Source organism: Variovorax paradoxus B4, from assembly GCF_000463015.1.
GTDB lineage: Bacteria > Pseudomonadota > Gammaproteobacteria > Burkholderiales > Burkholderiaceae_C > Variovorax > Variovorax paradoxus_E.
Window position 1 is genome coordinate 3,820,834 of sequence record NC_022247.1, and the last position, 25,187, is coordinate 3,846,020.

Genomic DNA, 25,187 nt, shown 5'->3' on the forward strand with positions numbered 1-25,187 from the left:
GCTCTTTCTCACCTGTCGATTTCGCCGAACACGATGTCCATCGTGCCGATCACCGCGACAGCGTCGGCGATCATGTGACCGCGCGACATTTCGTCGAGGGCGGCGAGGTGCGGGAAACCGGGAGCGCGGATCTTCAGGCGATACGGCTTGTTGGCGCCGTCGCTCACCAGATAGATGCCGAACTCGCCCTTCGGATGCTCGACGGCGGCATAAGCCTCGCCTTCGGGCACGTGGAAGCCTTCGGTGAAGAGCTTGAAATGGTGGATCAGCTCCTCCATGTTCGCCTTCATCGATTCGCGCGCGGGCGCAGCGACCTTGTGGTTGTCGGTGATGACCGGGCCGGGGTTGGCACGCAACCAGGCCGAGCACTGCTGGATGATCTTGTTGGCCTGGCGCATTTCTTCCACGCGCACGAGGTAGCGGTCGTAGCAGTCGCCCGTCTTGCCGACCGGCACGTCGAACTGCATCTGGTCGTAGACGTCGTAGGGCTGCTTCTTGCGCAGGTCCCATTCGACGCCCGAGCCGCGCAGCATGGGGCCGGTGAAGCCGAGGTTCAGCGCGCGCTCCGGCGTCACCACGCCGATGCCCACGGTGCGCTGCTTCCAGATGCGGTTGTCGGTGAGCAGCGTTTCGTACTCGTCGACCATCCCGGGGAAGCGCCTGCAGAAGTCGTCGATGAAGTCGAGCAGCGAGCCCTGGCGGTTCTCGTTGAGCTTCTCGATCGCCTTCGCGTTCTTGATCTTGCTGACCTTGTACTGCGGCATGGCATCCGGCAGGTCGCGGTAGACGCCGCCCGGACGGAAGTACGCCGCATGCATGCGCGCGCCCGACACCGCTTCGTACATGTCGAACAGGTCTTCACGTTCGCGGAAGCAGTAGATGAGCATGTTCATCGCGCCGCAATCGAGACCGTGCGCGCCGAGCCACAGCAGGTGGTTCAGCAGCCGGGTGATCTCGGCGAACATCACGCGGATGTACTGCGCGCGGATCGGCACGTCCAGGCCCATCATCCGCTCGATGGCGAGGCAGTAGGCGTGCTCGTTGCTCATCATCGACACGTAGTCGAGACGGTCCATGTACGGCAGCGACTGGATGAAGGTGCGCGATTCGGCGAGCTTCTCGGTCGCGCGGTGCAAGAGGCCGATGTGCGGATCGGCGCGCTGGATCACTTCGCCGTCGAGCTCGAGCACCAGGCGCAGCACACCGTGCGCTGCCGGATGCTGGGGACCGAAGTTGAGTGTGTAGTTCTTGATTTCGGCCATATGTGTCAGTGCAGACCGCTGCCGTAGTTGTCTTCGCGAATCACGCGCGGCGTGATTTCCCGCGGCTCGATCGATACCGGCTGGTAGACCACGCGCTTCTGCTCTTCGTCGTAGCGCATTTCGACGTGCCCCGACACCGGGAAGTCCTTGCGGAACGGGTGTCCGATGAAGCCGTAGTCGGTCAGGATGCGGCGCAGGTCGTCGTGGCCTTCGAACACGATGCCGTAGAGGTCGAAGGCTTCGCGCTCGAACCAGGTCGCGGCGTTCCACACGGGCTGGAGCGAATCGACCACGGGCAGGTCTTCGTTCGGCGCAAACACCTTGAGGCGCACGCGCTGGTTGAGGCTCACCGACAGCAGGTGCGTGACGACGCCATAGCGCTCGCCCTGCCACTCGCCTTCGCGGTAGTCGGAGTAGTCCATGCCACAGAGGTCGACCAGCTGCTCGAAACGGCAGCCGGGCGCATCGCGCAGCAGCGTGGCCGCCTCGATGTAGTCGGCAGCACCCACCACCACGGTCACCTCGCCCAGCGCGAGCGTGACGCTCCTGGCCCTGGCGCCGAGCGCCTCGGCGATGGTGGCGCGCAGCACCTCCGGCGAAATTGCAAAATCAGTCATCGTCGGCAATCCCTCAGGCGCGGGCAATGGTGTTGGTGCGGCGAATCTTCTGCTGCAACTGGATGATGCCGTAGAGCAGCGCTTCGGCGGTGGGCGGGCAACCCGGCACATAGACATCCACCGGCACGATGCGGTCGCAGCCACGCACGACCGAATAGCTGTAGTGGTAGTAGCCGCCGCCGTTGGCGCACGAGCCCATGGAAAGAACCCAGCGCGGCTCCGGCATCTGGTCGTAGACCTTGCGCAATGCCGGCGCCATCTTGTTGCACAGCGTGCCGGCCACGATCATCAGATCGGACTGGCGCGGGCTGGGCCTGAACAGCATGCCGAAACGGTCGATGTCGTAGCGGGCCGCGCCTGCGTGCATCATTTCGACGGCACAGCAAGCCAGACCGAAAGTCATCGGCCAAAGTGATCCGGTCTTCGCCCAGTTCACCACCGAGTCATAGGTGGTGGTGACGAAGCCTTCCTTCATGACGCCTTCAATGGCCATTTTGTCGATTCCTTGTCATTCCCAGTCGAGCGCGCCTTTTTTCCACTCGTAGGCAAAGCCCACGACGAGGATGGCGAGAAAGATCATCATGGCCCAGAAGCCGACGGCGCCGATTTCCTTGAGCGCAATCGCCCATGGAAAGAGAAAGGCAATCTCGAGATCGAACAGGATGAAGAGAATGGCGACGAGGTAATAGCGCACGTCGAATTTCATGCGCGCATCCTCGAAGGCCTCGAAGCCGCACTCGTAGGGAGCGTTCTTCGCTGCGTCGGGCCGATTGGGACCCAGGATGTAGCCGATGACTTGCGGTGCGACACCTACACCGACACCGACCAAAATGAACAAGAGGACGGGGAGATAGGAATCGAGGTTCATCGGGAGATTTTTCACCGCTTGCCACCGGCAGGAAAACACTCTGGATGAGGCTTTCTGCCGGTGAGATTTGGTGCGGTCGGCGAGACTCGAACTCGCACAGCTTTCGCCACTACCCCCTCAAGATAGCGTGTCTACCAATTTCACCACGACCGCGGTTTTTTGTTCGGATGGCATGAGGTACCTGGAAAGGTGTTTGGCTTTCCGAACAGCTTTAGAGTTTACCCTGAAATGAAGCAGTTTCTCACTGACAGCTTCATGAAAACAACTTGATTATTTGTTCGGAATCTGGCCCGCGCCCGAAACGGGTGCGGCAGGCGCCGAAGCAGGTGCGCCGGCAGGCGTTGCGCCCGACGTACCGCCAGGAATCTGCCCCGCCGCGCCGGAGGCGGGCGTTGCCGGCGTGCCGATGGCTGCGCGCTCGAGCAGGCTGCCGCCGCCCGCAGGCCGTGCGTGGCTGAAGTAGGCCAGCAGCAAGGTGCATGCAAAGAACACCGCCGCCAGCACAGCCGTGGTGCGCGAAAGGAAATTCGCGCTGCCGCTTGCACCGAACAGGCTGCCCGCGCTGCCGCTGCCGAAGGCCGCGCCCATGTCGGCGCCCTTGCCGTGCTGGATCAGGATCAGCCCGATCATTGCAAGGGCCGACAGCATCTGCACGCCGACCAGAAGATTGAGGACCACATTCATTCGTTCTTACTCCTAATTGATGTCGCCCACTGCGCGCGTTCAGCGGGCAGCAGCGGAAATGATCTGCAAAAAGTCGGGGGCCTTGAGCGAAGCGCCGCCGATCAGGCCGCCGTCGATGTCGGGCTGCGCCAGCAGCTGCGCGGCATTGGCCGCATTCATGCTGCCGCCGTAAAGAATGCAGATGCCGGCGGCGTGCTCGCTCGCGGCATGGTGCAGCTGTGCGCGCAGCACGGCATGCACCGCCTGCGCCTGTTCCGGTGTGGCCGTCTTGCCGGTGCCGATGGCCCAGACCGGCTCGTAGGCCACGACGATCTCGCTGATGCAATGGCCATTGACGTGGATCACCGCCGCCAACTGGCGCTTGACGACCTCTTCGGTGCGCCCTGCTTCGCGCTCGGCCAGCGTTTCGCCCACGCAGACGATCGGCGTGATGCCGTTCGCAAGCGCAGCCGCCGTCTTGGCCGCCACCGCGTCGTCGGTTTCGCCGTGGTACTGGCGGCGCTCCGAATGGCCGACGATGGCATAGCGCACGCCGAAATCCTTCAGCATGGCCGCCGAATGCTCGCCCGTGAACGCGCCTTGCGGGTGCGCCGAAATGTCCTGGGCGCCCAGCGCCATGGCGCCGGAGCCCGCCAGCAGCGATTGCAGCTGCGCGAAATACGGGGCCGGCGCGCAAAGCGCGATGTCGCAACTGGCCGGCGCCGCAGCCAGGCCCTGCTGCAGGGCCTTCACCAGCGCCTCGTTGGCAGCCAGGCTGCCGTTCATCTTCCAGTTGCCCGCGATCAGCTTCTTTTTCGTGGTCATCGTGTTGTTGTCCGTCACCATGTCAGCACGATCTTGCCGATGTGCTGGTTGGATTCCATCAGCGCATGCGCCTGCGCCGCGCCGCTGGGTTCGCCGTCCGCCGCGAAGGTGCTGTGGATCACCGGCTTGACCGCGCCGCTTTCGAGCAGCGGCCAGACCTTTTCGCGCAGCGCCTTGGCGATGGCACCCTTGAATGCCACCGGCCGCGGACGCAGCGTGGAGCCGGTGATCACCAGCCGCTTGCGCAGCACCAGGCCCGCATTGAAGTCGCTCTTGACGCCGCCCTGCACCGCAATGATCACGAGCCGGCCGTCCTCGGCCATGCATTCAATCTCGCGCGCCACGTAGTCGCCCGCGACCATGTCCAGAACCACGTCCACACCCTTGCCGCCGGTGAGCTTCTTCGCCTCTTCGGCGAAGTCGCTCGTGCGGTAGTTGATGGCGTGGTCGGCGCCCAGCTTCCTGCAGGCCTCGCACTTGTCGTCGCTGCCCGCCGTGGCGATGACGGTGGCGCCCAGCGCCTTGGCAATCTGGATGGCCGTGACGCCGATGCCGCTGGATCCGCCCTGGATCAGCAGGGTTTCGCCCTTTTGCAGGCGGCCCCGCTCGAACACGTTGCTCCAGACGGTGAAGAAGGTCTCGGGCAGCGAGGCTGCCTCGGTGTCGCTCCAGCCCTTGGGCACCGGCAGGCATTGCGCCACGGGCGCCACGCACAGCTGGGCATAGCCGCCGCCCGCGATCAGCGCGCAGACGCGGTCGCCGATCTTGAAACCCGCCTCGGCCAGGGCAGCGGCATCGCCCGACACGATCTCGCCGGCCACTTCGAGGCCCGGCAGGTCGGAGGCGCCGGGCGGAACCGGGTAGTGCCCCTTGCGCTGCAGCACGTCCGGACGGTTCACGCCGCTGGCCGCGACGCGGATCAGCAGTTCGCCCACGCCGGCCACCGGATCGGGGCGCTCCACGGCGCGCAGCACCTCGGGGGCGCCGTACGAAGTGATTTCAATGGCTTTCATGGTCTTTGGCCTGCAACGCCCGTTTCCGGGCGTGGTTAGCGAATACTGGAAAGTGGGACGGCCGCGGCATGGCTGCCGCTGCGCCCCTCTTTCTTACTCTTGCGGTTCGCGCGGTGCGTACGGCTGCTCGCCGACGGGCGCCGGCTGCTGCTCGTTGCGCGGCTGCTGTTGCTGCTCGTTGTTGAAACGCGGAGCGCGTTCGCCGCGATCGCCACCACGGTCGCCGCGGTCCGAGCGCTCGCGGCGCTCGCCGCCACGGTCACCGCGGTCGCCACGGTCTTCGCGCGGCGGGCGCTCGCTGTATTCCATGCCGGCCGGACGCTCGGTCAGGGCCTTCATGGACAGCTTGACGCGGCCCTTTTCGTCGGTCTCGAGCACCTTGACCTTGACGATCTGGCCTTCGCTCAGGTAGTCGGTCACCTTCTCGACGCGCTCGTGCGCGATCTGGCTGATGTGCAGCAGGCCGTCCTTGCCGGGCAGGAGGTTGATGAGCGCGCCGAAGTCCAGGATCTTGGTGACCGGGCCTTCGTAGACCTTGCCGATTTCGACTTCGGCCGTGATCTGCTCGATGCGCTTCTTGGCGAGCTCGGCCTTTTCAGGGTCGGTCGAGGCGATGGTGATCGTGCCGTCTTCGTCGATGTTGATCGTCGTGCCGGTTTCTTCCTGCAGGCCGCGGATGACCGCGCCGCCCTTGCCGATCACGTCGCGGATCTTCTCGGGATTGATCTTCAGCGTGGTCAGGCGCGGTGCGAACTGCGACACCTCGGTCTTGGCCTCGCCCATGGCTTCCTGCATCTTGCCGAGGATGTGCATGCGCGCTTCCTTGGCCTGGGCCAGTGCGACCTGCATGATTTCCTTGGTGATGCCCTGGATCTTGATGTCCATCTGCAGCGCGGTGATGCCGTTGGTCGTGCCGGCCACCTTGAAGTCCATGTCGCCCAGGTGATCTTCGTCGCCCAGGATGTCGGTCAGCACCGCGAAGCGGTTGTCTTCCTTGATCAGGCCCATGGCGATGCCGGCCACGTGGGCCTTCATCGGCACGCCGGCGTCCATCATCGAGAGGCAGCCGCCGCACACCGAGGCCATCGACGAGGAGCCGTTGGATTCGGTGATTTCCGACACCACGCGAATGGTGTACGGGAATTCTTCCTTGGTCGGCAGCACGGCGACGAGCGCGCGCTTGGCCAGGCGTCCGTGGCCGATTTCGCGGCGCTTGGTCGAGCCCATGCGGCCCACTTCGCCGGTGGCAAAGGGAGGCATGTTGTAGTGGAACAGGAAGCGGTCTTCGTACTCGCCGGCCAGCGCGTCGATGCGCTGCGCGTCGCGCTCGGTGCCGAGCGTGGTGATGACCAGGCCTTGCGTCTCGCCGCGCGTGAACAGTGCCGAACCATGGGTGCGGGGCAGCACGGAGTTGCGGATCTCGATGGGGCGCACGGTGCGCGTGTCACGGCCGTCGATGCGGGGTTCGCCCGAGAGGATCTGGCTGCGGACGATCTTGGCTTCGATCGAGAACAGCAGGTCGTTGACCTTGCCGGCGTCGAAGGGCTCGCCGCCTTCCTTCAGCGCATTCATCACGCTGGCGTTGGCTTCGCGCAGGGCTTGCGTGCGGGCCTGCTTGCTGCGGATCTGGTAGACGGCGCGCAACTTTTCCTCGGCCAGGCTCTTGACCTTGGCCACGAAGGCTTCGTCTTCGGCCGGCGCTTGCCAGTCCCACACCGGCTTGCCGGCGTCGCGCACGAGTTCATGGATCGCGTTGATCGCGATGTTGGCCTGCTCGTGGCCGAACACCACGCCGCCCAGCATGATTTCTTCGCTGAGCTGCAGGGCTTCGGATTCGACCATCAGCACGGCGGCTTCGGTGCCGGCCACCACGAGGTCCATCTGCGAATCCTTGCGGGCGGTCTGGCCCGGATTCAGCACGTACTGGCCGTTGATGTAGCCCACGCGGGCAGCACCGATCGGGCCGCTGAACGGAATGCCGGAGATCGACAGGGCGGCGCTCACGCCGATCATGGCGGCGATGTCGGCGTCGACTTCGGGGTTGAGCGACAGCGTGTGGATGACCACGTGCACTTCGTTCAGGAAGCCCTCGGGGAACAGCGGGCGGATCGGACGGTCGATCAGGCGGCTGGTCAGGGTTTCGTGTTCGCTGGGCTTGGCTTCGCGCTTGAAGAAGCTGCCGGGGATCTTGCCCGCGGCGTAGGTCTTCTCGATGTAGTCGACGGTCAGCGGGAAGAAGTCCTGGCCCGGCTTGGCGGTCTTGGAGGCGACCACGGTCGCGAGGATCACGGTGCCGTCGATGTCGACAACCACGGCGCCGCTGGCCTGGCGGGCGATTTCACCCGTTTCCATGACGACGGTCTTGTCGCCCCATTGGAAGGACTTGGTGACTTTGTTGAAGAGGCTCATGTTTTGCTCCTGTTTTGAGAGCGGGTGACCTGCATTGGGCACAGGTTCCGCAGGGACGGAGGCTTCTCAGAACACGATGCCATTCCAGCGAAGCTCGGCGGGAACTTCATTGGAATGACACAGCTTCGCTCTGTTTTGGCACTCCGAAAGTGGATCGCGAAGTAAAAAACGCCTGAGCTAGCGGACTAACCCAGGCGTTTTTTCATGCGATTCGGTTTACTTGCGCAGACCCAGCTTGGCGATCAGCGCGGTGTAGCGGTCGGCATCCTTGGACTTGAGGTAGTCCAGGAGCTTGCGGCGGCGGCTCACCATGCGCAGCAGGCCGCGACGACCATGGTGGTCCTTGGCGTGCGTCTTGAAGTGGGGGGTGAGCTCGTTGATACGGGCGGTCAGCAGTGCAACTTGCACTTCGGGGCTGCCGGTGTCGTTGGCGGCGCGGGCGTTGTCCTTGACGACTTCGGCCTTGATGGAGGCTGCGATCATGTTGAGTTTCCTTGTTCCGGGATGTTTGACTTGCGGTGAGCGCTGGAACTGCCCTCACCGTGCGCCTTGCGGCATGCAAAGCCATGGGATTATAACCCTCCCCCGTTCTCGCTCACTTCGTGTAGCTCGTTCCCCCTCGAGGGGGCAACACCGGCGGCCCGGCAAAGCCGGTTCCGCGGTGTTTCCCGAACGGCCCTGGCTTCGCCGGGCGCGATTTTGGCGGGCGCCTATTTCTGGGCAGCGAGCCAGGCTTTGAGGCGCTCCACGCCTTGAACAAGCCGCTGCGGGTCCTTGGAGGCGAAGCACCAGCGCAACCAGCCCTGGGCTTCCGGGGCGAAGGCATTGCCTGGGGCCAGGCCGAGGCCGGCCTCGACAACCAGGCGCTTGGCCAGCTCGAGGGAGTCGCCGAAGCCTTCGAGGCGGAAGAAGGCGTACATGCCGCCCTTGGCGGGGGCCACCTGCACGCCGGGCAGCGCGGCCAGGAGCGGCACCAGGGTGTCGCGGCACTGCTTCAGGTGGGCCACCACGCGGGGCGTGATCTCAGCGGTGTGCTCGATGGCCGCGACAGCGGCGCGCTGGGTGAAGACGCTGGCGCAGGAGGTGTTGAACTCGATCAGCTTGCCGATGCCGTCGACCAGCGCGGGCGGCAGCACGAGCCAGCCGAGGCGCCAGCCGGTCATGAGGAAGCTCTTCGAGAAGCTGTGCGTCACCACCAGCCGGTCGTCGGGCCTGGAGATATCAAGGAAGCTCGGCGCGCAGCCGTTCGGGGTGGGCTCGAAGTACAGCCGCTCGTACACCTCGTCGGCCAGGATCCAGGTGCCGGTTTCGCGGCAGTGGTCGAGCACGGCCTGCTGCTCTTCGCGCGTCATGGTCCAGCCGGTGGGGTTGTTGGGCGCGTTGACGATCAGCAGCCTGGTCCTTGGCGTGACCGCCTTGCGCAGCGCCGCCAGGTCGAGCGTCCATTGGCCATCAGCAGGCACCAGCGACACCGTGCGCACGTGGGCGCCGAGGATGGCGGGCTGCGCCGTGAGGTTGGGCCACACGGGCGTGACCGCGACCACCTCGTCGCCCGCATCGACCAGCGCCTGCACCGCAAGCATCAGCGCGCTGACGCCGCCGGACGTGACGGCAATGCGCGATGCATCGACCACGGGATGAAGCGCGCTGGTATAGCGCGCAATGGCTTCGCGCAGCTCGGGCAGGCCGAGGTTGTGCGCATAGAAGGTTTCGCCGCGCTGCAACGAGTCGATCGCCGCCTGGCGGATCACCTCGGGCGTGACCTCGTCGCTCTCGCCGAACCAGAACGCGAGCACGTCGTCGCGGCCGAGTCCGGCATTGGCAACCTCGCGGATCTTGGAGGCTTCGAGGTTGTGGATGGCTTCACGCATGTCTTCGTTTCCTAGATTCTTTTCATTTTGCAGGTGGTCGGCAGTTCGGCGCGTTCGGGAGCGATGGTCTTGACCACGCGAAAGCCGTAGCCCGAACCCTCGACATCGAACTGCACGCCCGGCCTGCCCTGCTTGTCCATCACGCCGACCACCAGCTGCTGCTGGAACTGATGGTCCGCCGCGCGCATGCGGCCGCGCTGGCCGTAGAGGCTCACGTCGGCCTGCTCGAGCGCGCGCGCCACGGCCACCGCGTCGACGCTGCCCGCACGCGCTATCGATTGCGCAAGCGACTCCACTAGCAATTGCATGCGCATGTGCACGTAGTCGTCGGCGGGTTTCGGAAAGCGCGTGCGGAAGGCGCGATAAAAGGCCTCGGACTGCGCGGTCTGCACGTTGGGCAGCCAGTCGGCCACCGCGATCACGCGGCCGATGCCTGCGTCGCCGATGGCCGCCGGCGCGCCGAGCGCGTTGCCATAGAAGGTATAGAAGGTGCCGTTGAAGCCGGCCTCGCGCGCGGCCTTCACGAGCAGCGTGAGGTCGTTGCCCCAGTTGCCGGTGAACACGGCCTGCGCGCCGCTCGCGATGATCTTGCTGGCGTAGGGCGCGAAGTCCTTCACCTTGCCCATCGGATGGAGCTCTTCCGCGACGATCTCCACGTCGGGCCGCTGCACGCCGAGTTGCCGCTTCGATTCGCGCAGCACCGCCTGGCCGAAGCTGTAGTCCTGCCCGATCAGGTAGGCGCGCTTGATGGCCGCATCGTCCTTCACCACTTCCATCAGCGCGGCCACGCGCATGTCGGCATGGGCGTCGAAGCGAAAGTGCCAGAAGCTGCAGCGGTCGTTGGTCAGCGCCGGATCAACCGCCGCGTAGTTGAGGAAGATCACGCGCCGCGCGGGATCGCGCTCGTTGTTCTTCTCGATGGCATCGACCAGCGCCGCGGCGGTGGCCGACGAATTGCCCTGCAGCACGATGCGCGCGCCGTCGTCCATGGCCGCACGCAGCGCCGACAGCGCTTCTTCGTTCTGCCCCTTGCTGTCGTAGCGGTCGAGCTGCAGCGGCCGCGCCCCGCCGGGCAGCTTGACGCCGCCGCGCGCATTCACGCGCTCCACGGCCCACAGCAGATTGCGAAACACCGCCTCGCCGGTATTGGCGAACGGCCCGCTCATGCTTTCGATCAACGCGAGACGGATGGGCGCGGGCGGTGTCTGCGCCTGCGCTGCGAAGGGGGCCGCGCATAGCGCCAGCGCCGCAAATTTCAAGGCCTTGCGACGCCAAATAAAGGGGGGGTTCATTGTCTTGAAACGGGTGCAGCTGTGCCTAGATGAGGTGTCAAGCGGCACTCAGGATTGAATGGCCGCGCAGTGTAAGGGACACACATTCCTTGTCCCCATTGTGTTCATTCAGGAGTTCTCACATGTTTTTCGCACCGACCCTTCGCACCGCCCGCTTTGCACCCCGTTCGTACGACCGCGCCTTCGAGCGCTTCGTCAACGAAGCCTTCGCCGGAACCCGCCCCTCGCCGCTCGTCGAGCAGGACGACAAGAGCTGGACGCTCTCCATCGACGTGCCGGGCCTCTCGCGCGAAGACCTTGCCATCGGCATCGAGGGCGCCGTGGTCCGCATCGACAGCAAGGCAGAAGCCAGGCGCCAGTTCAAGGCGGCCTACGAACTGCCCCAGGACATCGACGTGAGCGCCAGCGAGGCCAAGCTCGAGAACGGCGTGCTCACGCTGAAGCTGGGCAAGCAGGTGCCGGTCAGCCAGGTTTCGCAACTGGCGATCAACTGAGGCGCAAAGCCCACAAGAGGAAAGTGTCGTTATCTATTGTTTTTGACTTTGAAGACGCTCCCTAATCACAATACGACAGCGAATAACGTCACATCATGTGACGTTTTCACATTTTCCTTTCTTCGTGGGCGTTTCGAGAGACGCACCGAATCCATGACGGTGCGGATTCGGGTGCCCTTCAAGGCACGCCATGATCACGCACCTCAAGTCAGCCAACGACGATGAACGGTCCGATACGCTCCTGGTCTTCCTGCCGGGCGCCTATCTGAAACCCGACGAGTTCGAGCGCGAAGGCTTCATCAGCGCCGTGCGCGAGCGCCACCTGGCAGCCGACTCGCTGCTGGTGGACGCCGACGTTTCCTACTATTACGACCAGACGCTCAGCGAGCGCCTGCATGCGGACGTCATCGAACCGCAGCGCGCCAAGGGCTACAAGTCGATCTGGCTGGTTGGAATCTCCATTGGCGGCTTCGGAGCGCTGATCCATGAACTGTCGCGGCCGGGTTCGGTCGACGGCATCGTCGCGCTGGCGCCCTACCTGGGGCGGCGCGTCCTTGGTGCCGAGATCCTCAAGGCCGGCGGCCTGCGCACCTGGCAGGCGCCGGCCGGCCCCTTGCCCGACGAGGAAGTCGACCGCAAGCTATGGCCCTGGTTCCAGCAATACCTGGAGCCGCAGAAATCCCAAAGCCTGCCCCAGCTGTATCTCGGTTTCGGCCTCAGCGACCGCTTTGCCAGCAATCACAAGTTGCTGGCGGACGCCCTGCCCGAAGGCCGCGTCTTCACGACCGAGGGCGGCCACGACTGGCCGCAGTGGCGCCAACTCTGGCGCAATGTGCTGGACGTGCTGCCGCTTCCGTCGCTCGGCCGCTCGCGCCCGACGGCTACGCGGGCACCGGCCGCGGCGCCTCGGATGACGCCATCAGCGAAGCCATGGGCCATCGCGGCTTGACGTCGAAGGCATAGCGTTCGCTGGCCTGCGCCAGGCCCGACTGCAGCCGCATGGCGGCCGCCATGGCAATCATGGCGCCGTTGTCGGTGCACAGGTGCAGTTCCGGATAGTGCACCCGCACGCCGCGCCTGGCGCAGGCGGCGTTCAACTGCTCCCGCAGGCTTCGATTCGCGCCCACCCCGCCGGCCACGACGAGCCGCCTGAGGCCCGTCTGCTCGAGCGCGGCCAGCGATTTCTTCAGCAGCACCTCGACGATCGCAGCTTGCGTGGACGCGGCCAGGTCGGCCTTGTTCGCCTCGAGTTCGGCGCCGAGCTTCTTCGCCTGCGTCAGCACCGCCGTCTTCAGGCCGGCGAACGAAAAATCCAGATCGCCGCTGTGCAGGAGCGGCCGCGGCAGCTTGAACGCCGCGGGATTGCCCGCTTCCGCCAGCTTGGCCAGCCAGGGACCGCCCGGATAAGGCAGGCCCATGAGCTTGGCGCTCTTGTCGAAGGCCTCGCCGGCCGCATCGTCGATGGTTTCGCCCAGGAGTTCGTAGCGGCCCACGCCGTCGACCCGCATCAATTGCGTATGCCCCCCTGACACGAGCAGCGCCACGAAGGGAAATTCCGGCGGATCGGCACTCAGGAAAGGCGACAGCAAATGCCCTTCGAGGTGATGCACCCCGAGCACCGGCTTGCCCAGCGCGGCGCCCAGCGCGCAGGCCACGCCGGCGCCCACCAGCAAGGCCCCAGCCAGGCCCGGCCCGCGCGTGTAGGCGACCACGTCGATCTCGGCCAGCGAGCGGCCCGCTTCGGCCATCACGGCTTCGGTCAGGGGCAGCACGCGGCGGATGTGGTCGCGGCTGGCCAGTTCGGGCACCACGCCGCCATAGGCCTGGTGCATGGCGATCTGGCTGTGCAGCGCGTGCGAGCGCAGCTGCGGCAGTGCGTCGCCATGCGTTTCCACCAGCGCCACGCCGGTTTCGTCGCAGGATGATTCGATTCCCAGGAGAAGCATGCCCGGGAGTGTAGGCGGCGAAGAATGTCCGTGCGGCACGGATGTTGCAGCAAGCCCTTTGCTTCCCCTTTCCACCATGAAATCCGGACTGAGTTTTCTGATCGCCGCCAGAAAGTGCGAAATCGACGAGCTGGACCAGCTCGCGCGCACCAGCGACCTGGTCGGCCTGATCGCGCGGCTCGTCCATGCGCTGCAGCGGGAGCGCGGCATGTCCAACGTGTTTCTCGCCTCGCGCGGCGGCCGCTTCGCCGACCAGCGCGATCCGCAGATCGCCGAATGCCTGGCGCTCGAGCAGGTGGTGCGCGCCGGATTCGACCAGCTCGAGACCGAAGCGCGCCCCGGCGCCACGGCAGGCAACAGCGCCCGCCTCTTCAGCCGCATTGCCTGGGTGCTTCCCGGGCTGGACGGCCTGCCTGCCCTGCGCCGCCGCATCGGCGCGCTCGAGCTGACGCCAGCGCAGGCCACCGCCGCGTTCGCGAAGCTCGTTGCCGGCCTGCTGGCGGTGGTGTTCGAGGCGGCCGATGGCGCCACCGACCCTGAAATCTCGCGCCTGCTGGTGGCGATGTTCAACTTCATGCAGGGCAAGGAATTTGCCGGCCAGGAGCGCGCCTTCGGCGCCGCGTCGCTGGCGCTGGGGCGCAGCGACGAGGCGCAGCGCCAGCAATGGCTGCACCTCATCGAACTGCAGGAGCGCTGCTTCCAGGTCTTTACCGATTTTTCGAGCAGCGGCGTGCTGGCGCTCTGGCATCAAGGCCAGTCCGACGCTGCCATGGCCGAGATCGAGCGCCAGCGCCGCTTGAGCGTGACCTCTGCCCAGGCGGCCTCGGCGTCCGTTCCCGATCCCCGGCTGAGCCAGGCCTGGTTCGACTGGTGCACGCGCCGCATCGACGCCATGAAAACCGTCGAAGACCGGCTGGCCGCCGACCTGCGCGAACTCTGTGCCCGCAAGACCGCGCAGGCACGCAGCGAACTGCAGCGATACCAGCAGGTGCTCGGCACCCTTGCGCCGCAGCCCGAGGGCGCAGTGTTCTTCGACGACGCCGACACCCAGGCCACGGAGCCCGCCCAGTACGGCCGGCACCTCGAGCGCTCGGTGCTCGACATGGTCCAGGAACAGTCGCGCCGGCTACAGGCCATGGGCGACGAGCTTGAAACCGTGCGCGCCTCCCTCAACGAGCGCAAGCTGGTCGAGCGCGCCAAGGGCCTTTTGATGGCGCACCGCCGCATGAGCGAGAACGAAGCGCACAAGATGCTGCTCCAGACGGCCATGAACCAGAAGCGCCGCCTCGTCGACGTGGCCGAGTCGATGCTCGCCATGGCCGACTACCTGCCGCTCGATGCAGCGCCCCGGCGCTGAGGGCCACCCCAAAGCGTTCGAATTGGTGCAGCGCACAACAACCGTGCATGAATTCGAATTTCCGCCCCGAGGCCCTTTCACATATGCCGGCAACCGCTCTTCTGCTACCAATTTGATAGCAATCGGCAGCCAGGAAAGCTGGCACATAGTTTGCTGAAGTAGTACATGGACCTACGGGTCCCAGGCAGGCAGCACCCAACGGCGGGTGTTGTCCACCGAAACCGGACAAAGGCGTCCCCATCCCGCAAGGGCTCGTTTTCGAGCAGCCCCTGCGCGGTGCGGACGCCTTTTTGTTTTTGCTTCTTTCCTTTGTTCGTTCTTCAACCGGAGCCCGCCCATGACCGACCCGCTGAAAACCAGCCTCAGCCGCCGCCGCGTACTGCAAGCCGCCGCCATTGGCGCCGTGGGAGTCAATCCCGCGCTGCGCGCCGCCGTCTGGGCCCAAGGCTCCGACAAGCCGGAAAAAGCGGAAGTCAAGATCGGCTTCATCCCGCTGACCGACTGCGCCAGCGTGGTGATGGCTTCGGTGCTGGGCTTCGACAAGAAGTACGGCGTGAAGATCGTGCCCAGCAAGGAAGCCAGTTGGGCGGGCGTGCGCGACAAGCTGGTCAACGGCGAGCTCGACATGGCGCATGTGCTCTACGGCCTGGTCTACGGTGTGCATGTCGGCGTCGGGGGCCCCAAGAAGGACATGGCCGTACTCATGGGCCTGAACCGCAACGGCCAGGCGATCACGCTTTCGAAGGCGCTGGCGGACAAGGGCGCAGTGGACGCACCTTCGCTCGCCAAGCTCATGGCCAAGGAAAAGCGCGAATACACCTTTGCCGGCACCTTTCCGACGAGCACCCACACGATGTGGCTGAACTATTGGCTGGCTTCGGCCGGCATCAGCCCCGTGGCCGATGCCAAGGTGATCGTGGTGCCGCCTCCGCAGATGGTGGCCAACATGCGCGTGGGCAACATGGACGGCTTCTGCGTGGGCGAACCCTGGGGCCAGCGCGCCATCATCGACAAGATCGGCGTCACCGCCATCACCACGCAGGACATCTGGAAGGATCACCCCGAGAAGGTGCTCGGCACGCGGGCCGAGTTCGTCAAGGCCAATCCGAACACCTGCCGTGCCGTGATGATGGCCGTGATGGAGGCCAGCAAGTGGATCGACGCCAACCTCCAGAACAAGGCCAAGATGGCCGAGGTCGTCGCCGAGAAGTCGTACATCAACACCAGCTCGGACGCCATCAACCAGCGCATCCTGGGCCGCTACGAGAACGGCATGGGCAAGAGCTGGGACGATCCCAACCACATGAAGTTCTTCGATGACGGCGCGGTCAACTTTCCGTACCTGTCCGATGGCATGTGGTTCCTCACGCAGCACAAGCGCTGGGGCATCCTGAAGGAGCACCCCGACTACCTGGCGGTGGCCAAGCAGATCAATCAGATCGACATGTACAAGGACGTCGCCGGCGCCATGAAGGTCAGCGTGCCCAAGGACGCCATGCGAACCAGCAAGCTGATGGACGGCACGGTGTGGGACGGCAAGGACCCCCGGAAATACGCCGATTCGTTCAAGGTCCACGCCTGAGGAGCATGCCATGGTCAGCGCTGTCTTCCACTCTCCTCTCGATACGTCCGGTGCCGTGCCCACCACAGCGCCGCAGCCGGCAAGGGCCTCGGCACCGGTTGCCGCGGCCGCTTCGGCGCCCGCGGTGGCAAGCGAGCCTCGCATGCTGAAAAAGCGTGACTTCCGCGCCTTCTGGATGCGCGTGCTGCCGCCGCTCGCGGGCTTCGGCCTGCTGGTGCTGGTCTGGGAACTGGTGGCCATGAAGAGCACCACCGGCTTTCCGTCGCCGCTGGCCACCTGGCAGCAGGCGCTCACGGTGTTCAGCGACCCGTTCTACAGCAAGGGCCCGAACGACCAGGGCGTGGGCTGGAACGTGCTCTCGTCGCTGCAGCGCGTGGCGCTGGGTTTCGGGCTGGCCGCGGCGGTCGGTATTCCGGCCGGTTTTGCAATCGGGCGCTTCGAATTCCTTTCGCGCATGTTCAATCCGCTGATCAGCCTGTTGCGCCCGGTGTCGCCGCTGGCCTGGCTGCCCATCGGCCTCCTGGTGTTCAAGGGCGCCAACCCGGCGGCCATCTGGACCATCTTCATCTGCTCGATCTGGCCGATGGTGATCAACACCGCCGTCGGCGTGCAGCGGGTTCCGAGCGACTACATGAACGTGGCCAAGGTGCTGAACCTGTCCGAGTGGAAGATCTTCACCCGGATCCTGTTCCCGGCCGTGCTGCCCTACATGCTGACGGGCGTGCGCCTGGCCGTGGGCACCGCCTGGCTGGTGATCGTCGCGGCCGAAATGCTCACCGGCGGCGTCGGCATCGGCTTCTGGGTGTGGGACGAGTGGAACAACCTCAACGTCGCCAACATCATCATCGCGATCTTCGTGATCGGCATCGTCGGCCTGGTGCTGGAGTTCGCGCTCATCAAGCTTGCAACTGCATTCACGTTCGAAGAGGTGAAGTCATGAACGATGACATGAAATACATCGAGATCCATAACGTCGAGCAGCGCTTCAAGACGGCCAAGGGCAGCTTCCTTGCGCTGCAGGGCGTCAACCTGAACGTGGCCAAGGGAGAGTTCGTCACGTTGATCGGCCATTCCGGCTGCGGCAAGTCGACGCTCCTGAACCTCATCGCCGGCCTGACCACGCCAACGCAGGGCGTGCTGCTGTGCGCGAACAGGGAAATCAAGGGCCCGGGCCCGGAACGCGCGGTGGTGTTCCAGAACCACTCGCTGCTGCCCTGGCTCACCTGCTTCGAGAACGTGTACCTGGCCGTCGAGCGCGTCTTTGCCGCCACCGAAGGCAAGGCGCAGCTGCGCGCTCGCACCGATGCGGCGCTTGCGATGGTCGGCCTCTCGGCCGCCGCGCAGAAGCGCCCCGGCGAAATCTCCGGCGGTATGAAGCAGCGCGTGGGCATTGCGCGCGCGCTGTCGATGGAGCCCAAGGTGCTGCTGATGGACGAGCCCTTCGGCGCCCTCGACGCACTCACGCGCGCCAAGCTGCAGGACGAGCTGCTCGCCATCGTGCAGAAGACGCATAGCACCGTCGTCATGGTCACGCACGACGTCGACGAGGCGGTGCTGCTCTCCGACCGCATCGTGATGCTCACCAACGGCCCGGCCGCCACCATCGGCGAGGTGTTGAAAGTCGACATCGCGCGTCCGCGCAACCGTGTCGAACTGGCCGAAGACCCGGCCTACGTTCACGCCCGCAAGGCGGTGATCGATTTCCTCTACACGCGCCAGGCGCACGTAGAAAAAGTCGCAGCTTGACCGGCGCGCAAGGCGCATGACGCGATGTCAGCCCTTCGTGGAACACCGCGGAACCGGCTTCGCCGGGCCGCTGGTGTTGCCCCCGGTGAGGGGGTTGGCGAAGCGACACGAAGTGCGCGCAGACTGGGGGTGAGCCAGGCTCAGGACATGATGACCTGCAGGCTGTGCTCGTACCAGGCGGTGAGCCGCTCGAAGGTGTCCACGAGCGCCTCGCTCGAACGCACCAGCGTCGCGCGGCCTTCGGGGCTGCCCTGCGCCTGCACGCCGCCGACCAGGCGCAGCCATTCCTCGCGCGCGGCCGCCAGCGCGGCGCGGATCTCGGGTGAGCTGAGGGGCGCGCGCTCCAGCTCCACCAGCGCGGCTTCGAACTCGTTCATGGTCGGCAGCAGGCGGTCGCGCGACGCCTCTGCCGCAATGGTCGATGCGAGCAGTGCGTCCTTCGCGAGGCGCTGCGCGCGCATGCGCTGCCGCCCGCAGATGTTGACGATGCGCAGCGCACGTCGCGCGCCCGAGGCTTCCAGCGCCTCGGTCATGGCCTCGGCGGCCGATAGCAAGGCCTCGCCGCGCGCGTCGATCTCGGCCAGCCCCTGCGTCGCCGGACGCGCGGCCAGCGACGCGGCGAGCCCGTTCCAGGCGGCCTGCACTTCGCCCAGCGCAAGCACGCCGGCCGCACCCAGCTCGAGGGTGCCCAGATGATCCAGGTTCTGCTGCACCCGCTCGGTCGACTGCGTGCGCAGGACCCGCGCGCGCTGCACGTCGATGCCCGACAGCAGCTGCGCCGCCACGCGCACCAGCCGCTGCGAGAGCATGCGCAGCTGCCCGGCGCGGTTGATTGCATCGGCCCACTGCGCGGCTTCGATCACGGAACGCGACACCTCGCCCAGCCGCAGGTTGGCATGCATCGCGGCGCCGCGCAGCAGGCCGAAGGCTTCGTCTTCGCCGATTCCACGCGCCGACATCAGCAGGCCCTTGGCGCGGTCGACCCACTTGCGCTCGTCCATGCGCGTGCGCAGGGCGTCGAGCTCGGTGCGCAGCGCGGCCTCGCGCTGCCAACGGGCCTGAGCACGGGCGGTCAGCGCCGCGAGCGACAGGGCGTCCAGGGTGTCGATGGGTGCCCAGGCATGCACGCCGAGCGCGACCAGCGCCTCGTGCTGTTCGTCGGCCAGCGGCGCACTGGCCAGGCTCAGCGCGCAAGGCGGCACCCCGCCCCACGCCTGCAATGCATCGACGAGCGCCTGCAGCTGACCCGCCGGCTCCGGCAGATGGACCAAGGCCTGTTGCGGTGCAAGCGCCCCCACCTGCTGCACCAGCGTGTGGCAGGTGGCCCGTCCGAGCACAGTGGCATTCGCACCCTCCAACGCCAGCCGCAGCTCCTCCGGCAGGTCCGGCAAGGGCGCGGAGCCGGCGAATTCATTGGGCAGAACGGCGAGAAGAGAAATCATGGCGAGGTGATGGAGGGCAGCGGAAGCATAGGCCACGCCCGCGCGTTTTCGCAGGCACGCCTCTTGCATCTATCGGGGTGCGGTGTAACGAAGCACCGCTTTGGTGAGGCTGCAGGCTCCTGCATCCATCCTGGCATTGCCTATGCCGGGAAACACCCCCACGCCGACAGCGTCCGCTGCCGGCATCCCGCCCCAACCCCGTCCGTCGACACGGCTCCCGAAGAGCCGCGCCGCGGCATTTCGCACGATTGAACGCCATGTCCAGCTTCAAGACCTTTCTGCATTCCGGCCACGGGCCGACGCTGTTTGCGGCCTTTCTGTACTTCTCGTTCTCGTGCTGCATCTGGGTGCTCAACGGCGCCATGGCGCCCTTCATCGGCGAGACCTTCGACCTCTCGCCCGCGCAGAAGGGCCTGATGCTGTCGGTGCCGATCATCGCGGGCGCGCTGATGCGCTTTCCGCTCGGCATCCTGTCGCAGTACATCGGCCGCAAGAACGCCACGTTGGTCGAGATGGGCCTGATTGCGGTCGCCATGCTGTTCGGCTTCTTCTTCGTGAAGAGCTTCAACGACCTGCTCGCCATGGGCGTGCTGCTGGGCATTGCCGGCGCGAGCTTCGGCGTGGCGCTGTCGCTGGGCTCGGGCTGGTTCCCGCCGCAGCACAAGGGTCTCGCGATGGGCCTGGTGGGTGCCGGCAACGTGGGCACGGCAGTGTCGGTGCTGGTGGCGCCGCCGCTCGCGCAGTGGCTCGGCTGGCAGGCGGTGTACGGTGTGGCGGCCGGCGCCATCCTCGTGCCGATGATCGTGATGATCGTGTTCGCCAAGGAACCGCCCGACGTCGACAGCCACGCCAGCTTCCGCGAACACATCGCCTGCCTGTTCGAGAAAGACGGCTGGGTGTTCAGCCTGATCTACGGCGTGACCTTCGGCGGCTTCATCGGGCTCACCACCTTCCTGCCCTCCTACTACTACGACCAGTTCGGCGTGAGCAAGGTGCAGGCCGGACAGCTGACGATGCTCGCAGCCTTCATGGGCGCCGCCGTGCGCATCGTGGGCGGCTGGATCTCCGACCGCTGGGGCGGCGTCAACACGCTGACCGTGGTGCTGCTGGTGGTGGCCGTCGGGCTCGTGCTGGTAGGCATCTCGTCGGGGTCGCTCGCGCTCACCACGCTGCTGCTGATCCTGTGCTTTGCCGCCCTGGGCGCGGGCAACGGCGCGCTGTTCCAGCTGGTGCCGCTGCGCTGGCCCACGAGCACCGCGGTGGCCGGCTCGATGATCGGCGAGATCGGCGCGCTGGGCGGCGGCCTGGTGCCCAACGCCATGGGCCTGTCGAAGCAGTACCTGGGCAGCTATGTCTGGGGCTTCGTGTTCTTCGGTGCGCTGTCGCTGGTGATGCTCGGCGTCATGCGCGTGATGCAAATCCGCTGGACCCGCACCTGGGCCGAGAAAGGTGGCCGGGCGCGCACCTCGCCCCACGCTGCCGAAGCCAAGTACGTGCCCCCAGCGAGGAAGACGGCACGGCCATGACTTTCCTCCGCCCGCCTTCAACGTGGCAAGAAGAGCAGCCACACCACGAGCAGTGCGTTGAACAGCAGCGACACGGCCAGCGCGATCTTGTAGAGCGCGGCCGGGTCGCGGCGGATCAGCGGCGTGGCGGCGGGCGCACTCACGGGGCGGGAAGCGCCGCGCTCCAGGGCAAGCAGCATTTCCTCGGCGGTTTCGAAGCGCTCCCGCGGATCGCGCGCAACGGCCTTGCGCACCAGATGGTCGAGCCACACGGGCACGTCGGGCCGCAGGCGCGAGAGCGCGGCCGGGTCGCGCCGGTAGCGCGCCACCTGGTAGGGCTCGATCTCGCCGTAGGGCAGATGGCCGCCGAGCCACTGGTACAGCGTGACGCCGAGCGCGAACAGGTCGCTCGCTGTGTCGGCCTCGGCGCCCTCCCACTGCTCGGGGTTGATGTAGCTCGGCGTGCCGGCATGCAGTTCCCGTTGGGCCGGGCCTTCGCGGCCCGACAGTGCCACGCCCAGGTCGAGGATGCGCCAGCGGCCATCGTCGCCCAGGTGCAGGTTGCCGGGCTTGATGTCGCGATGCACCACGCCGTGGCGGTGCAGCCGGCCCAGGGCCTTGGTGACCTCGATGGCAGCGGAAACCACCTCGGCCACCGCGCCGCGCGCGCCGGATTTGCGCATCTGTTCCAGCGTGCGCCCGCCGTGCCAGTCGAACACGATGTAGAGCGCACTGGCGTTCTCGGCGCGCTCGTGCACGCGCACGAATCCGCCGCTGCCCACGCGCTGGCCCAGCCAGGCTTCGTGCGCGAGCATGGCTCGCTCCTGCGGATCGCTGGCGCGCGAGGGATGCAGCGTCTTGAGCGCCACGAGTTCGCGCGTGGCCGCATTGCGCGCCTGGTAGAGCAGGTGCACGCCGGTGTCGGCCACCAGCCCGGTGACGACGTAGCCGTCGAGCGCGTCGCCCACCTTCAGCAAGGGCGGCGGCGCCAGGCGGCGGCCGTCGCCGAGTTCGTCGTCCAACTGCCGCACGTCGAGGCCGACGACGCGAATGACCAGTGCGGTCGCGTTGTCGCGCGTGCCGGCGTCGAGGGCCGCGTTCACCAGCGCCTCGCTCGCCTCCTCGGCACCGCCCTGCAAGGCGAGCGCGGCCAGGCGCTGCGGCTTGAGCACGCCGTGCACGCCATCGGTGGTGAGCACGAAGCAGTCGCCCACGCGGACGTCGCCCTGCGCGTAGTCGACACGCACCTGGTCGTCCAGACCGATGGCGCGCGTCAAACGGCTGCGCATGTCGGGATGCTCGAAGGCGTGGTCCTGGGTCAGCGGCGCGGCCGGCTCGCCATCGGCGCGCACGCGCCATGCTCGCGTGTCGCCCACATGCGCGAGCGTGTAGCTCTGGCCGTGCAGCACCAGCGCCGTCAGGGTGGTGAGCGCGGTGGCGCTGCCCTGCCGCCGCCGGTTGTGGTCGGCGAGCCAGGCGTTCTGCGCGGCGACCAGGCGGTCGAGCGCGGCGGTCGGCTCCCAGGTGTCGGGCGTCGCGAAGTAGTCGGCCAAGAGGCCCATGACGGTGGTCTGCGCCGCCTCGAGGCCACGGCCGCCCGTGGATACGCCATCGGCAATGGCCGCGATGAGCCCGCGCGACTCGTCGCCCGGCGGTGCGTTCACCGCGCCGGCAAAGTCTTCATTCACGTCGCGCGGTCCGCGCTGGCTGCTGTAGCCGATGTCCACTTCAAAGCTCATGGCGCGATTCTCCACGCGCGCCGTGCGCTTCCCATCGCTTGATTCCCCGAAAGGCCCCAACCATGATGAAGAAACTCAACCTCGTGATGGTCGGCAACGGCATGGCCGGCGTGCGCACGCTCGAAGAGCTCCTGAAGCTCGCGCCGGAGCTGTACGACATCACCGTCTTCGGTGCCGAGCCGCATCCCAACTACAACCGCATCCTCTTGTCGCCCGTGCTCGCGGGCGAGCAGACCGTGGAGGAGATCGTGCTCAACAGCTGGGAGTGGTACACCGACAACCACATCACCCTGCACGCCGGCAAGAAGGTGGTCGAGGTCGACCGCGTGAAACGCATCGTGCGCGCCGTGGATGCGCAAGGTGGCGTCACCGAAGCCCCTTACGACCGCCTGCTCATGTGCACCGGCTCCAACCCCTTCATGCTCCCGGTGCCCGGCAAGGACCTCAAGGGCGTCATCGCCTACCGCGACATCGCCGACACCGACTACATGATCGAGGCCGCGCGCACCCACAAGAGCGCGGTCGTCATCGGCGGCGGCCTGCTGGGCCTGGAAGCGGCCAACGGCCTGATGCTGCGCGGCATGGACGTCACCGTGGTGCACGTCATGCCCTGGCTGATGGAGCGCCAGCTCGACGACGTCGCGGGCAAGCTGCTGCAGAAGTCGCTGGAAGACCGCGGCCTGAAGTTCCTGATCGGTGCCCAGACCCAGGAGCTCGTCGGTGACAGCAATGAGGGAAAGGATGGCCGGGTCAAGGCCATCCGCTTCAAGGACGGCACCGAAGTGGCCGCCGACCTGGTCGTCATGGCCGTGGGCATCCGCCCCAATACCGAGCTGGCCGAGCGGATGCGCCTGCACTGCCAGCGCGGCATCGTCGTCACCGACACCATGCAGACCGTGACCGACGCGCGCATCTACTCGGTCGGCGAATGCGCGGCCCACCGCGGCATCGCCTACGGCCTGGTCGCCCCCCTCTTCGAGCAGGCCAAGGTCGCGGCCAACCACCTGGCCCAGTTCGGCATCGGGCGCTACCTGGGCTCGCTGACCTCCACCAAGCTCAAGGTCACCGGCATCGACCTCTTCTCCGCCGGCGAGTTCATGGGCGGCGAGGGCACCGAGGAGATCGTCATGAGCGACCCCTTCGGCGGGGTCTACAAGAAGCTGGTGATCAAGGACGACAAGCTGGTGGGCGCCTGCCTGTACGGCGACACGGTGGACGGCAGCTGGTACTTCAAGCTGCTGCGCGACGGGCGCAGCGTGGGCGACATCCGCGACAAGCTGATGTTCGGCGAATCGAACATCGGCGACACCGGCCACGAGGGCCACAGCAAGGCCGCCAGCATGCCCGACGAGGCCGAGGTGTGCGGCTGCAACGGCGTGACCAAGGGCACCATCTGCAAGGCCATCAAGGACAAGGGCCTGTTCACCCTGGACGAGGTCAAGAAGCACACCAAGGCCAGCGCCAGCTGCGGCTCGTGCACCGGGCTGGTCGAGCAGATCCTGATGTTCACCGCCGGCGGCGACTACTCGGCCACGCCCAAGAAGAAGGCGGTGTGCGGCTGCACCGACGCCAACCACCAGGACGTGCGCGACGCGATCAGGAAGGAACACTACCTCACGCACGACGCGGTCTACCGCAACCTGGGCTGGCGCACGCCCAACGGCTGCGCCACCTGCCGCCCGGCCATCAACTACTACCTGATCAGCACCTGGCCCAAGGAGGCCAAGGACGATCCGCAGAGCCGCTTCATCAACGAGCGCAGCCACGCCAACATCCAGAAGGACGGCACCTACTCGGTCATTCCCCGGATGTGGGGCGGCCACACCACGCCCGACGAGCTGCGGCGCATCGCGGATGCGGCCGACAAGTACAAGATCCCGACGGTGAAGGTCACGGGCGGCCAGCGCATCGACCTGCTGGGGGTGAAGAAGGAGGACCTGGAAGGCGTGTGGAAGGACATCGGCATGCCCTCGGGCTTTGCCTATGCCAAGAGCCTGCGCACGGTGAAGACCTGCGTGGGCAGCGAGTGGTGCCGCTTCGGCACGCAGGACTCCACCCAGATGGGCAAGGACCTGGAGCGCGCGCTGTGGGCGATGTACTCGCCGCACAAGGTCAAGCTGGCGGTCTCGGGCTGCCCGCGCAACTGCGCCGAGGCGGGGATCAAGGACGTGGGGGTGATCGGGGTGGATTCGGGCTGGGAGCTGTATGTGGGCGGCAACGGCGGCATCAAGACCGAGGTGGCGCAGTTCCTGGTGAAGGTGAAGACGGCCGCCGAGGTGATGGAGTATTCGGGCGCCTTCCTGCAGCTGTACCGCGAGGAAGGCTGGTACCTGGAGCGCACGGTGCACTACATCGGGCGGGTGGGGCTGGACTACGTGAAGAAGAAGATCCTCGAAGACGAAGCCGGCCGCAAGGCGCTGTGGGAGCGGCTGCAGTTCGCGCTCGATGGCGAGCCCGATCCGTGGTTCGAGTCGAGCCAGGCGTCCGTCGATGTGCGGCAGTTCACGCCGGTGGCGGTGGTGGATGACAACGCAACGCAGGCCGCCTGAAAGGAGC

General features: G+C 66.4%; 22 protein-coding genes and 1 tRNA gene. 8 read left to right on the top strand and 15 right to left on the bottom strand.

Translation table 11 applies throughout. From position 1 onward, the window contains the following. Positions 1-8: 8 nt before the first annotated feature. From VAPA_RS17830 to VAPA_RS17885, 12 genes are all read right to left on the bottom strand, one after another. Positions 9-1,262 (bottom strand): NADH-quinone oxidoreductase subunit D, encoded by a 1,254-nt coding sequence (locus VAPA_RS17830; RefSeq protein ID WP_021008161.1) that lies wholly within the window; start codon positions 1,260-1,262, stop codon positions 9-11. 5 nt (positions 1,263-1,267) lie between these two features. Continuing rightward, positions 1,268-1,879 (bottom strand): NADH-quinone oxidoreductase subunit C, encoded by a 612-nt coding sequence (locus VAPA_RS17835; protein WP_021008162.1) that lies wholly within the window; start codon positions 1,877-1,879, stop codon positions 1,268-1,270. Positions 1,880-1,892: 13 nt separating this feature from the next. Continuing rightward, complete coding sequence (locus tag VAPA_RS17840) at positions 1,893-2,372, bottom strand: NuoB/complex I 20 kDa subunit family protein (protein ID WP_021008163.1); 480 nt, start codon at positions 2,370-2,372, stop codon at positions 1,893-1,895. Between the two features lie 15 nt (positions 2,373-2,387). Continuing rightward, a complete protein-coding gene (locus tag VAPA_RS17845) occupies positions 2,388-2,747 on the bottom strand; it encodes an NADH-quinone oxidoreductase subunit A (RefSeq protein WP_012748607.1) in 360 nt (119 codons plus the stop codon). A gap of 68 nt (positions 2,748-2,815) precedes the next feature. Continuing rightward, positions 2,816-2,900 (bottom strand) — tRNA-Leu (locus tag VAPA_RS17850). A gap of 117 nt (positions 2,901-3,017) precedes the next feature. Continuing rightward, positions 3,018-3,431: a preprotein translocase subunit SecG gene (gene secG, locus VAPA_RS17855; protein WP_021008164.1), complete on the bottom strand. Its 414-nt coding sequence runs from the start codon at positions 3,429-3,431 to the stop codon at positions 3,018-3,020. A gap of 39 nt (positions 3,432-3,470) precedes the next feature. After that, positions 3,471-4,256 carry a triose-phosphate isomerase gene (gene tpiA, locus VAPA_RS17860; protein ID WP_021008165.1) on the bottom strand — a complete coding sequence of 262 codons (786 nt, stop codon included), beginning with the start codon at positions 4,254-4,256 and terminating at the stop codon, positions 3,471-3,473. Beyond that, positions 4,250-5,248 carry an NAD(P)H-quinone oxidoreductase gene (locus VAPA_RS17865; RefSeq protein WP_021008166.1) on the bottom strand — a complete coding sequence of 333 codons (999 nt, stop codon included), beginning with the start codon at positions 5,246-5,248 and terminating at the stop codon, positions 4,250-4,252. The genes tpiA and VAPA_RS17865 overlap by 7 nt, the downstream gene beginning before the upstream one ends. A 93-nt stretch (positions 5,249-5,341) precedes the next feature. Further along, entirely contained in the window at positions 5,342-7,657 is a 2,316-nt protein-coding gene (gene pnp / locus VAPA_RS17870) for a polyribonucleotide nucleotidyltransferase (RefSeq protein ID WP_021008167.1), read from the bottom strand. A gap of 216 nt (positions 7,658-7,873) precedes the next feature. Beyond that, a complete protein-coding gene (gene rpsO / locus VAPA_RS17875) occupies positions 7,874-8,140 on the bottom strand; it encodes a 30S ribosomal protein S15 (protein WP_007837783.1) in 267 nt (88 codons plus the stop codon). A 227-nt stretch (positions 8,141-8,367) separates the two neighbouring features. After that, complete coding sequence (locus tag VAPA_RS17880; protein ID WP_021008168.1) at positions 8,368-9,528, bottom strand: pyridoxal phosphate-dependent aminotransferase; 1,161 nt, start codon at positions 9,526-9,528, stop codon at positions 8,368-8,370. A gap of 11 nt (positions 9,529-9,539) precedes the next feature. Next, on the bottom strand, positions 9,540-10,820 hold the full coding sequence (locus VAPA_RS17885) for a branched-chain amino acid ABC transporter substrate-binding protein (protein WP_021008169.1): 1,281 nt from the start codon (positions 10,818-10,820) through the stop codon (positions 9,540-9,542). Positions 10,821-10,942: 122 nt separating this feature from the next. On the opposite strand from VAPA_RS17885, the gene VAPA_RS17890 reads away from it, so the two are divergent. Next, entirely contained in the window at positions 10,943-11,314 is a 372-nt protein-coding gene (locus VAPA_RS17890) for an Hsp20/alpha crystallin family protein (RefSeq protein WP_021008170.1), read from the top strand. A 190-nt stretch (positions 11,315-11,504) separates the two neighbouring features. Then, entirely contained in the window at positions 11,505-12,263 is a 759-nt protein-coding gene (locus VAPA_RS17895; protein WP_021008171.1) for an alpha/beta hydrolase-fold protein, read from the top strand. Here the strand turns inward: VAPA_RS17895 and tsaD are convergent. Further along, the gene (tsaD, locus tag VAPA_RS17900) at positions 12,196-13,260 is read right to left on the bottom strand and encodes a tRNA (adenosine(37)-N6)-threonylcarbamoyltransferase complex transferase subunit TsaD (protein ID WP_021008172.1); all 1,065 of its coding nucleotides are present in this window, start codon (positions 13,258-13,260) and stop codon (positions 12,196-12,198) included. The genes VAPA_RS17895 and tsaD overlap by 68 nt on opposite strands. A gap of 76 nt (positions 13,261-13,336) precedes the next feature. On the opposite strand from tsaD, the gene VAPA_RS17905 reads away from it, so the two are divergent. The 4 genes from VAPA_RS17905 (at position 13,337) to VAPA_RS17920 (ending at position 17,945) form a co-directional block, all read left to right on the top strand. After that, positions 13,337-14,617: a nitrate regulatory protein gene (locus tag VAPA_RS17905; RefSeq protein WP_021008173.1), complete on the top strand. Its 1,281-nt coding sequence runs from the start codon at positions 13,337-13,339 to the stop codon at positions 14,615-14,617. A gap of 337 nt (positions 14,618-14,954) precedes the next feature. Continuing rightward, positions 14,955-16,199, top strand: coding sequence for a CmpA/NrtA family ABC transporter substrate-binding protein (locus VAPA_RS17910; protein WP_021008174.1), 1,245 nt, complete (start codon positions 14,955-14,957; stop codon positions 16,197-16,199). A gap of 10 nt (positions 16,200-16,209) precedes the next feature. After that, positions 16,210-17,139 (top strand): nitrate ABC transporter permease, encoded by a 930-nt coding sequence (gene ntrB, locus VAPA_RS17915; RefSeq protein ID WP_021008175.1) that lies wholly within the window; start codon positions 16,210-16,212, stop codon positions 17,137-17,139. Continuing rightward, positions 17,136-17,945 carry an ABC transporter ATP-binding protein gene (locus tag VAPA_RS17920; protein ID WP_021008176.1) on the top strand — a complete coding sequence of 270 codons (810 nt, stop codon included), beginning with the start codon at positions 17,136-17,138 and terminating at the stop codon, positions 17,943-17,945. Before ntrB ends, VAPA_RS17920 begins: the two co-directional genes overlap by 4 nt. Positions 17,946-18,085: 140 nt before the next feature. Here VAPA_RS17920 and VAPA_RS17925 read toward each other — a convergent pair whose 3' ends face one another. Then, positions 18,086-19,387 carry an ANTAR domain-containing protein gene (locus VAPA_RS17925; protein WP_021008177.1) on the bottom strand — a complete coding sequence of 434 codons (1,302 nt, stop codon included), beginning with the start codon at positions 19,385-19,387 and terminating at the stop codon, positions 18,086-18,088. A 257-nt stretch (positions 19,388-19,644) separates the two neighbouring features. On the opposite strand from VAPA_RS17925, the gene VAPA_RS17930 reads away from it, so the two are divergent. Beyond that, a complete protein-coding gene (locus tag VAPA_RS17930; RefSeq protein ID WP_021008178.1) occupies positions 19,645-20,913 on the top strand; it encodes an MFS transporter in 1,269 nt (422 codons plus the stop codon). 17 nt (positions 20,914-20,930) lie between these two features. On the opposite strand, the gene VAPA_RS17935 is transcribed toward VAPA_RS17930, so the two are convergent. Then, positions 20,931-22,631 carry a bifunctional protein-serine/threonine kinase/phosphatase gene (locus VAPA_RS17935; RefSeq protein ID WP_021008179.1) on the bottom strand — a complete coding sequence of 567 codons (1,701 nt, stop codon included), beginning with the start codon at positions 22,629-22,631 and terminating at the stop codon, positions 20,931-20,933. Positions 22,632-22,696: 65 nt separating this feature from the next. On the opposite strand from VAPA_RS17935, the gene nirB reads away from it, so the two are divergent. Beyond that, positions 22,697-25,180, top strand: coding sequence for a nitrite reductase large subunit NirB (nirB, locus tag VAPA_RS17940; protein ID WP_041946505.1), 2,484 nt, complete (start codon positions 22,697-22,699; stop codon positions 25,178-25,180). Positions 25,181-25,187: the final 7 nt, after the last annotated feature.